Annotated in this window: 6 protein-coding genes; all 6 read left to right on the forward strand. The window is 46.4% G+C overall.

Features of this window, described 5'->3' with window-relative positions; all coding sequences use genetic code 11:
- The first annotated feature begins 30 nt into the window (after positions 1-30).
- The 6 genes from NW199_RS01875 (at position 31) to NW199_RS01900 (ending at position 9348) form a co-directional block, all read left to right on the forward strand.
- Complete coding sequence (locus NW199_RS01875) at positions 31-924, forward strand: NAD(P)-dependent oxidoreductase (protein ID WP_258333465.1); 894 nt, start codon at positions 31-33, stop codon at positions 922-924.
- Between the two features lie 340 nt (positions 925-1264).
- Complete coding sequence (feoB, locus tag NW199_RS01880) at positions 1265-3619, forward strand: ferrous iron transport protein B (protein WP_258333466.1); 2355 nt, start codon at positions 1265-1267, stop codon at positions 3617-3619.
- A 404-nt stretch (positions 3620-4023) separates the two neighbouring features.
- Complete coding sequence (locus NW199_RS01885) at positions 4024-6102, forward strand: glutamine--tRNA ligase (RefSeq protein ID WP_022473786.1); 2079 nt, start codon at positions 4024-4026, stop codon at positions 6100-6102.
- A 655-nt stretch (positions 6103-6757) separates the two neighbouring features.
- Positions 6758-7786 (forward strand): methionine ABC transporter ATP-binding protein, encoded by a 1029-nt coding sequence (locus NW199_RS01890; protein ID WP_022473788.1) that lies wholly within the window; start codon positions 6758-6760, stop codon positions 7784-7786.
- Positions 7783-8463, forward strand: a complete 681-nt coding sequence (locus NW199_RS01895; protein WP_258333467.1) for a methionine ABC transporter permease — start codon at positions 7783-7785, stop codon at positions 8461-8463. The genes NW199_RS01890 and NW199_RS01895 overlap by 4 nt, the downstream gene beginning before the upstream one ends.
- Positions 8464-8487: 24 nt before the next feature.
- Complete coding sequence (locus NW199_RS01900) at positions 8488-9348, forward strand: MetQ/NlpA family ABC transporter substrate-binding protein (RefSeq protein ID WP_022473790.1); 861 nt, start codon at positions 8488-8490, stop codon at positions 9346-9348.
- The last annotated feature ends 556 nt before the right edge of the window (positions 9349-9904 follow it).

Raw genomic sequence — 9904 nt, forward strand, 5'->3', positions numbered from 1 at the left:
CTCAAGCGCTTTTCATATAGGGAGTCCGAGATGGACAAAGTTTATGAAGCATGTGATCCTAAAACCGTTGCTTTCATTGGATTAGGAACCATGGGTTATCCCATGGCGGGTCACCTTGCCCGTGCGGGTCACCGTGTCACGGTCTATAACCGAACCGCTCACAAAGCCCAAAAGTGGGCTTCGGAATATAACGGTCTTTGTGCCTCAACACCGAGAGAGGCCGCTGAAGATGCGGACTTTGTTTTCACCTGTGTGGGCAATGATGATGACCTTCGCAGCGTTGTCTTGGGTAAAGACGGTGCTTTTGCCGGCATGAAAGCCGGTGCGACTTTGGTGGACTGCACAACTGACAGTGCACAAGTTGCCCGTGAGTTGGCACAGAAAGCCCAAGAAATGGGTCTTGGGTTCATGGATGCTCCCGTCTCTGGCGGTCAAGCCGGAGCTGTCAACGGCGTACTCACCGTTATGTGCGGAGCTGAACAAGCCACTTTTGATGCGGCTCGTCCCGTTGTCATGGCCTTTGCCCAAGCGGTCACCCGCATCGGTGAAGTTGGTTGCGGACAATTAGCCAAAATGTGCAATCAAATCTGCATTGCCGGCATCGTTCAATCGCTGTCTGAATCCATTGCGTTCGGTTTAAATGCCGGTCTTGATATGAAACTAGTTTTGGAAGTGATCGGCAAAGGAGCCGCCCAAAGTTGGCAAATGGACAATAGAGGTGGCACGATGATCGATAACCAATTCAATTTTGGTTTTGCTATTGATTGGATGAGAAAAGATTTAGGGTTGTGTCTCGCGGAAGCTAAGAAAAACGGTTCAAGCTTGCCAACCGTAGCATTGATTGATCAGTTTTACGGTGAACTGCAAGCCAAAGGCGAAGGCAGAAGCGATACCTCCGTTCTCATTAAACGACTTCCTCATTAATCTCAGTGGCCGAGCGAGATAACTCGCTCGGTCTGCCTTTTCTTTAGATTAACTGAACATTTCTCCTCAATTACTTTATTAATCAATGCATTACAAAATTCTTTGAGTTAAATTCAGTTTTTCTATTGATTCAAATTCTTAATTTCCATTGATCATAATTTTGATATTTCATTGATATTAATTTTTAAATTTCATTTAATGAAATTTTCAAATTTAAAAATATCGGTAAGTGATACAACCCCTGTTTCTCATTAGCACCTCTAGTCCAACTGCACTAAAATGCACGAACAAAATTTCGTACAACAAGACCGTACGAAAAAAAAGCGAAAGAAAATAAAAGATGCCCGTTACCTTAAATGATCTTCCTATTGGCCAAAGCGCAACCGTTGAATCAGTGGGAGCAACCGGAGCCCTCCGTCAGCATTTCCTTGATATGGGTTTAATCCCCCAGGCAACGGTCACAATGGTCAAACGTGCTCCAATGGGTGATCCCATTGAAGTGAGAATTCGAAGCTACGAACTCACCCTTCGTGTCGCCGAAGCTCAAGCAATCACTATCACCGATATTCGGGATGAATTGCCTCAAAAAGAAACGCGAGCTGAAATTGAAGAAATCATGCACCCGGGCTATGGCGAAGGCGGTAAGTATCATGTCAAGGAACACGAGCACCCGCTTCCAGAAGGCGAAACCATCACTTTTGCTTTAGCCGGCAACCAAAATTGCGGGAAAACTACCCTTTTTAACCGCTTAACCGGCTCCAATCAGCATGTAGGCAATTTCCCGGGTGTCACGGTTGACCGAAAAGACGGCTCCATCATCGGCCACAATGAAACACTGGTGACGGACTTGCCGGGCATTTATTCTCTTTCACCTTACACAAACGAAGAAATCGTTTCGCGTGAATTTATTCTGAAGGAAAATCCTAAAGCCATCATCAATATTGTTGATGCGACCAATATTGAACGAAACCTCTATCTGACCATGCAGCTGATGGAGTTGGGGCGGCCCATGGTGCTCGCACTTAATATGATGGACGAGGTGTGGGCAAACGGAGGTTCGGTTCGCGTCAATGAGATGGAAGCGCTCCTTGGAATGCCAGTGGTGCCAATTTCTGCAAGCCGAGGCGAAGGCATTGAAGAATTAATTGACCACGCCTTGCACGTTGCCAAATTTCAAGAGCCTCCCGCGGTTCAGGATTTCTGCGACTCCAAAGATAATGGTGGTGCCGTGCACCGTTGTCTGCACAGCATCATGCATATCATTGAGGATCATGCACAAAAAGCCAATATTCCCCTTCGTTTTGCAGCTAGCAAAATTGCCGAGGGCGACACGCTCATCATTGATCAACTCGATTTAGACATCAATGAAAAACGAACCTTGGCCCACATTGTCAAGCAGATGGAAGCCGAACGCGGACTGGATCGCGCAGCCGCCATCGCCGACATGCGCTTTTCATTTATTGATAAGGTCTGTCGCCAAACGGTGGTAAAACCACGTGTGAGTCGTGAACACATTCGCAGCCTTCAAATCGATGAAGTGTTGACGGGCAAATACACAGCCATTCCTTCCTTCATTGCCATCATGGCTTTGGTTTTCTGGCTCACCTTTAATGTGATCGGTGTATGGCTCAATGATGCGCTTGACTGGCTGATTGGGTGCGCCACGGATTATACGGATGCCCTGTTGACGACACTTCAGGTCAATGCCTCCATTCATTCACTGATTATTGATGCCATTTTCAATGGCGTGGGCAGTGTGCTCAGTTTCCTACCCACCATTGTGGTTCTCTTTTTCTTCCTTTCATTTTTGGAAGACAGCGGCTACATGGCCCGTGTTGCCTTCGTCATGGATACGCTTTTGAGAAAAATCGGACTGTCCGGACGAAGCATCGTGCCGATGCTGATCGGTTTCGGCTGCACCGTGCCGGGTGTGATGGCTAGCCGAACATTGCCTTCGGAGCGTGACCGCAAAATGACTATTTTGCTCACCCCCTTTATGAGCTGTTCGGCCAAATTACCTATATACGCATTTTTTGTCGCTGCGTTTTTCCCGGGAAACGGCGCCCTAATCATGATCGGTCTCTACCTTTTAGGAATTGCCGTGGCGATCCTTTTAGGCTTATTGATGAAAAACTCCCTTTTCAAAGGTGAAGCCGTACCGTTTGTCATGGAATTGCCGAACTACCGTATGCCGGGTGCGAAAAACGTCATGCTTTTGTTGTGGGATAAGGCAAAAGACTTCCTGCAGCGAGCCTTTACCGTGATTTTTGTGGCCACCATTGTCATCTGGTTCTTGCAGACCTTTGATTTTCAACTCAATCCAGTGGAAGACTCTCAAACAAGTATTTTGGCGGTGGTTGCCGGTTGGATCTCCCCTGTTTTCGCTCCGTTGGGCTTTGATGACTGGAGAATCACCACTGCTCTAATCGGCGGCTTTATGGCCAAGGAAAGTGTCGTCAGCAGTCTTTCCGTACTTTTCGGTTCCACTGAGGCACTGACTGCTGCGCTCAACGCTCTGACAGCTTTAACCCTTTTGGTATTTTGTCTGCTTTACACCCCTTGCGTAGCCTCCATTGCGACAATCAATCGTGAGCTGGGCGGCAAGTGGGCTATTGGTGTTGCCGTATTCCAGTGCGCTATCGCCTGGATCGTTGCCCTCGTTGTGCGACTTCTCGGAATGATGCTAGGATATTGATTATTGAGAATCGTTCTTAAAAGGGATAATGATGAATGGCATCAGCTGGTTACTTTTGATTTTGATTTTACTTGCGGTAGTGTGGGTAATCGTTTTCAAAATTAAAAACCGCGACGGAAGCGGCTGTGGCGGCTCCTGCTCATCCTGCGGCTCAACTTTAAAGAAAAAAGGCAACTGTAGCGGCTCAGAGGAGCACATTATCCATATTCAAAAGATGGGACGATGATTGCCTGCATCTAAAAACTTAAACTTTTCAAAAAGTTGAACACCCTTTTTAAACCTTTTTAACATACGGCTTCTCATCCTCGTTAAACAGAGGGAAGAAGCCGTCATTGTTTTTAAACAAAAAATACCGAAAGGTTTTAAAATAAGAAATTTCTTATCGCTATTTTTGAAACAATCGTATGTCTACGACGGAAACCAAAGAAAACGGTGCACAGGTCACCAACTTTATTCGAAACATTATTGATGAAGATTTGGCTCGCAACGCCAATCGTCCGCGTTTGTGGTGCGGTCACCCCGCTCCTTACGGCATTCAGGCACAAACCGGCGTTGAAGACCCTGCACGCATTCGCACGCGTTTTCCGCCGGAACCGAACGGCTATCTGCACATCGGTCACGCCAAGAGCATCTGCTTGAATTTCGGTTTAGCCCGTGATTACGGCGGCTATTGCCATATGCGCTTTGACGATACGAACCCGGTTAAAGAAGACCAAGAATATGTTGATTCCATTAAAGAATCCGTTCAATGGTTGGGTTTTGATTGGAAGCACGGTGAAGAGAACAATCTTTACTTTGCCAGTGACTATTTCCAATGGATGTACGATTGCGCTGAACATCTGGTAAAAACCGGTTTTGCTTACGTTGATGAGCAAACTCCCGAAGAAATGCACGCCAATCGCGGCACACTCACCGAACCGGGCAAGAATTCGCCCTATCGCGATCGTCCGATTGAAGAAAACTTGCGTCTTTTCCGCGAAATGCGGGAAGGCAAACACGCCGAAGGCTCCATGGTGGTGCGCGCCAAGATTGATATGGCCAGCCCTAACATCAACCTGCGTGACCCGGCCATTTACCGTATCCGTTTTGCTGAACACCACCGTACCGGTGACAAGTGGTGCATCTACCCGATGTACACCTTTGCTCATCCGATTGAAGATACGTTAGAAAATATCACGCACTCAATCTGCACGCTTGAATTTGAAGATCAACGCGCCTTCTACGACTGGGCTTTGGAGCGTTCCATCCCCGTATTGCGCGCGCCTCAATTTGAAGAAGCCAAAGAAATCTTACTCAAAATGAGTAAGGGGGAAGATGATCGAGCCTTAGCTTTCATGCGTGCTTGCTATCAGCACCGTGAAAAATTGGGTTTAAGCGGCCCGGAAAAAGCCTTGGCTGAAATTCTTGACGCATGGAACGACAACTTAGGACCTGAAAAGGTTTTGGGTATTCGTGCTGAAGCTTTCTGGGCTTTGCTTTTAACGCAACCGGAACACTACACGCCGCTTTTACAAGCTGCGCTTGATGTGGTTCGCCCGAACTTCTTCTTGTTGTCCCACCAATATGAATTCAATCGCTTAAACCTCTCGCACGTGGTGGTCAGTAAGCGTAAATTGATTCAATTGGTGAAAGAAAATTTGGTGAACGGTTGGGACGATCCTCGTATGCCCACCATTTTCGGCTTACGCAGAAGAGGTTATACGCCTGAAGCCATTCAATTGTTCGCTGAACGCTGCGGCGTATCCCGCGTTGCTGGCGGCTTGATTGATTACTCGGTGCTTGAAGCTTGTCTGCGTGAGGATTTGGAAGGCCGTGCAATGCGCCGCATCGGTGTGGTGCATCCGTTAAAGCTCATTATCGACAACTATCCGGAAGGACAAACGGAAACGCTGACGGCTCCTAATCATCCGCAAAAACCCGAATTAGGTACGAGAGAACTCAGTTTCTCGCGTGAATTGTGGATTGATGAAAGCGACTTTGCAGAAGTGCCTCCCAAGGGTTATCGTCGTTTGACAATTCCGGCTGACGGCTCGGAAGCCAAACCCGTACGTCTGCGTTACGCCTACGTGGTTGTGCCGACCTCTGTTGACAAGGATGAAAACGGTAAAGTCGTTGCCGTTCACTGCCGCTACCTGCCTGAAACGAAGAGTGGCAGTGCCGGTTCTGAAACGGTTAAGACAAAAGCTGCAATCCATTTTGTTGATGCTAAGACGGCTGTTAAGGCTGAGTTCCGACTCTATGATCGGCTCTTTGCAGTGCCTCAACCGGATGCCGTTGATGCGGACTATCGCACGCTTTTAAATCCTGACAGCCTCAAGGTTGTGGAAGGTTATATTGAACCCGCTTTAGCCCAAGCTCAACCTGACGAAAAATTCCAATTGGAACGTACAGGTTACTTTGTGGCCGACCGCGAAGATCATACGCAAGAGCATCCGGTCTTTAACCTGTCTGTCGGATTAAAAGAAAACCGAATGAAAAAATAATCACTAGTTAATTTTCACCGCCCCGATCTGAGAAATAACTCAATCGGGGCTTTTTGTTATCAAATTCAGAAAAAACGTGAAAAATTACATGAAAACTCCGAATTGATGAAATATTTTAAAAAGATGTACACCTACTGCTTCGTTTTGTTTAGCTGGTTGGTCCACGAAATGGATCCATCTTGCCGCCAATACTCTCGGCATAACTACCTAAAGGTTTTCCTTGAAAACTAGGCCAAACTACTCAAGGGGGCAAAATTTTTGTACCTTACCCCCTTGAATATTGCTTTCAATTCCTCTAACCTCTATCCATCTCTTTCGAGATTTCAATTTTTAGAGCATAGGAAACACCATGCAACAGGCACTTCAAAATGTACGCTTCGCTTCGGCCGAGTCTTCGGTTCGATGCTTTTTGCGTCTTTTTGAAATGCGAATGTGCATGATGACGATGGTGCTCTAAGGACCTTCGGAGCACCGCGCTCCGCTCAAGTATCGTTCGGAAGGTCTCATAACGAACGATATTTCTTCCCCTTCACTTAAACAATTAAAACGTCACACCAAATTTTTTGGTTATGAGAAATCAACCGTTAGACACCGTTGATTAGACGCTCAAAAAAGTTTGATGCATTTCGCATTCGGTGTGACTGAAGGATAAGAAATGATCAAACTGGAACATATCAACAAAACTTTTGAAATTGGTGGAAAAACGGTTCAGGCCGTCAAAGACGTCAGTTTAAAAATTCGACAAGGTGAAATCTTCGGCATTATCGGTTTTTCCGGCGCCGGTAAATCCACTCTCGTTCGCTGCATTAATCTATTGGAAAAGCCCCAAAGCGGACGGATTACGATTGACAACGAGGACATCACCAATTACAGCGGTCTCAAACTCAGGCAACTGCGCCAGAAAATAGGCATGATTTTCCAACATTTCAATCTCATGCCAAGCCGCACGGTTTTTGAAAATATTGAACTTCCCCTGAAGCTGACAGCCCTAAGTAGTGAAAATCGGGCTCGTAAGGTCAATGAGTTGCTCGAATTGGTCGGCCTGACCGATAAGGCTCAAAATTATCCATCACAACTTTCCGGTGGGCAAAAACAGCGCGTTGCCATTGCACGGGCCCTTGCCAATGACCCTAAAGTTCTTCTGTGTGATGAAGCAACAAGCGCCCTAGATCCTCAGACAACGCATTCGATTTTGCAACTGTTAAAGGAAGTCAACGCCAGACTGGGACTGACCATTGTTGTAATCACCCACCAAATGGAAGTCATCAAAGAAATTTGTGATCGAGTAGCCGTCATGCAAAACGGCCAAGTCGTAGAAAAAGGCAATATCGTTGATATTTTCAGCAATCCTCAGGCACCGATTACCAAAAGCTTTATCCAAGCAGCCGATAACTTTGAGACTTTCAACGACCTCATCCGATTAAATAGCTCCATCACCGGTATCCACCCAGATCAGCCGGTCTGGTTTCTGACCTACAGAGGCAGCGTCGCCGGAGAACCTTTAATGAGTGAACTTTATCGGCGCTTTGAAGTCAAAGCCAACATCATTTACGGAAATATCGACTATTTCAAGGAATGCATCGTCGGCAAACTCGGCGTAGCCATAGAAGGTGAGGCAGAAAAAATCGCTCAAGCCAAAGCCTTTTTAATTGAACAAAAAGTCCGTGTGGAGGTCCTCAGATGAACGACATTATTGCCTTTCTTTTACCGCATATTGAAAGACTCGGCCCGGAACTTGTTGAGTGTTTCTGGCAGACCGCAACCATGGTCGCCGTCTCCGGCACCATTGCCTGGTTTTTAGGCGTTGCAATCGGTGTCCTTTTAGTCATTACTCGAAAAGACGGTCTGTGGGAGAAACGCTGGCATTTCCTATTTTTTGACAAAAGTATCGACATTATCCGTTCGATCCCTTTCATCATTCTGATCGTTCTTTTGATTCCTTTGAGCCGCTTTTTAGTGGGTACGGGATCCGGCGTCACCGGCTCCTTCGTCGCACTGGTTTTTGGCACAGTTCCGTTTTTTGCCCGTCAAATTGAATCCGTGTTAAGCGATCTGGACGATGGTCTAATTGAAGCGAGCCAGGCCATGGGCTTTTCCATCCCGCAAATCGTCTTTGGTGTCTACTTAAGAGAAAGCATCCCTGGCATCACTCGCGTCACCCTCATCACTTTTGTGAGCTTTATCGGTATCACCGCCATTGCCGGCGCAATCGGAGCCGGTGGTCTTGGTGATTTTGCCATTCGCTATGGTTACCAAATGGGTTACCGTGACATGATTTGGCTCACCGTCATCATCATTTTGGCTGTCATCACGATTGTGCAGTGTTTCGGTCAATGGATTATCCGCAAAACTTCTCACTAACTTTTTACTTTGGAGATGATCATCATGAATAAACGTACATTTTTAAAGTCTTTGGTAGCTGCTGGGTGTGTGGCCGCCTTTTCTCTGGGTTCTTTTTCTTCTGCCTGTGCTGAAGAATTCCGAGAGGTGACAGTTGGGGTTGTCGGCGACTACGTCGCGCAATGGGATACTGTCAATGAACTTTTAGCGCCGGAAAAAATCCGTGTAAAACTCATCAAATACAGTGACTACGCCACGCCCAATCGAGCATTGGCTGACGGGGAGATTGATTTAAACGCTTTTCAGCACAAAGCTTATCTTGCCAATGACATTGAAAGAAACGGCTACAAGATCGTCTCAATAGGCGACACGCTTCTGACTCCCTTGAGAATCTATAACAACAAAGAAAAAATTAAGTCACTGAGCGACTTCAAAGACGGTGATATCATCGCAATCCCCTCGGATCTGACCAACGGCGGTCGAGCTATCAAACTCTTAGAGGCCGCAGGTCTCATCAAAGTTGACCCAACGAAAGGTTACGTGCCAACTAAACTGGACATCACCGAGTACAAAGTCAAAATTAAAATCCGTGAAGCTGAATCCGGCATCCTCGCTCGCTTATTACCCGATGTCGCAGCGGCCATCATCAACGGCGGAAATGCCTATACAGCCGGTCTTGACGCTTTTTCAGACTCTATTTTTTCTGAAGACTTAAATCCAAGCACCAACCCTCAGGTCGCTCAGCTTGTCAACATTATTGCTGCGCGTGAAGCCGATAAAGATAATCCTATCTACCAAAAAGTTGTCCAGGCCTATCAAACCCACGAGACAGCTACGACTTTGATGAAAGCCTATAAGGGAGCCTATACACCGGCTTGGAAGGGTGCTGAAAAATACACCTATTAGTTTTTAAGTTGCGAAGTGCCGAAAACATTTAACGGCACTTCGACAAACTTCATTGAGCCAGGCCTGTACTAAATCAGATTCGGATACACGCTGTGAGACAAACAAATACAAAAACGGCACCGCTTCATTTTCAAACGCTTTAAGGACTAAAGTCGTTTTGCCCACACGCCGCCTTCCAATGACACTAACCATCTGAGGAACGTTCTGTCTTCTGACTGTTTTCCAAAAAGAGCTCAGAGCTGAAATGCCCTCTTTTCTTCCGCAAAAACGCATACCAACTCCTATCATTTTTACGGAATTTCAACATAAATTTCATTAACGTAAACGATGTTTACGTTAAATCATCTTAAGTTAAATCTATTTAAGTTAAATTAATTTACCGCGAGTTCCGTAAAGCCCCGCCATTAATGGCGGGGATATAAGGAACGCCAATGTCAATTGGCTACGTTGAGGCTATTTTGGGGCAAAATTGCTTTCAATTCCCGTAAAATCATGTCTCATGTTGTTCCGCCAAGGTTTTCTCTTCAAACTCAAACCCAACGGTCGGCAAGCCCGC

Source organism: Parasutterella secunda (assembly GCF_024733725.1).
GTDB classification, from domain to species: domain Bacteria; phylum Pseudomonadota; class Gammaproteobacteria; order Burkholderiales; family Burkholderiaceae_F; genus Aphodousia; species Aphodousia faecalis.

Excerpts from the sequence above, each read along its gene's own strand:
- NW199_RS01875 (WP_258333465.1), top strand. The coding sequence starts at position 31 with ATGGACAAAGTTTATGAAGCATGTGATCCTAAAACCGTTGCTTTCATT.
- feoB (WP_258333466.1), top strand. The coding sequence starts at position 1,265 with ATGCCCGTTACCTTAAATGATCTTCCTATTGGCCAAAGCGCAACCGTT.
- NW199_RS01885 (WP_022473786.1), top strand. The coding sequence starts at position 4,024 with ATGTCTACGACGGAAACCAAAGAAAACGGTGCACAGGTCACCAACTTT.
- NW199_RS01890 (WP_022473788.1), top strand. The coding sequence starts at position 6,758 with ATGATCAAACTGGAACATATCAACAAAACTTTTGAAATTGGTGGAAAA.
- NW199_RS01895 (WP_258333467.1), top strand. The coding sequence starts at position 7,783 with ATGAACGACATTATTGCCTTTCTTTTACCGCATATTGAAAGACTCGGC.
- NW199_RS01900 (WP_022473790.1), top strand. The coding sequence starts at position 8,488 with ATGAATAAACGTACATTTTTAAAGTCTTTGGTAGCTGCTGGGTGTGTG.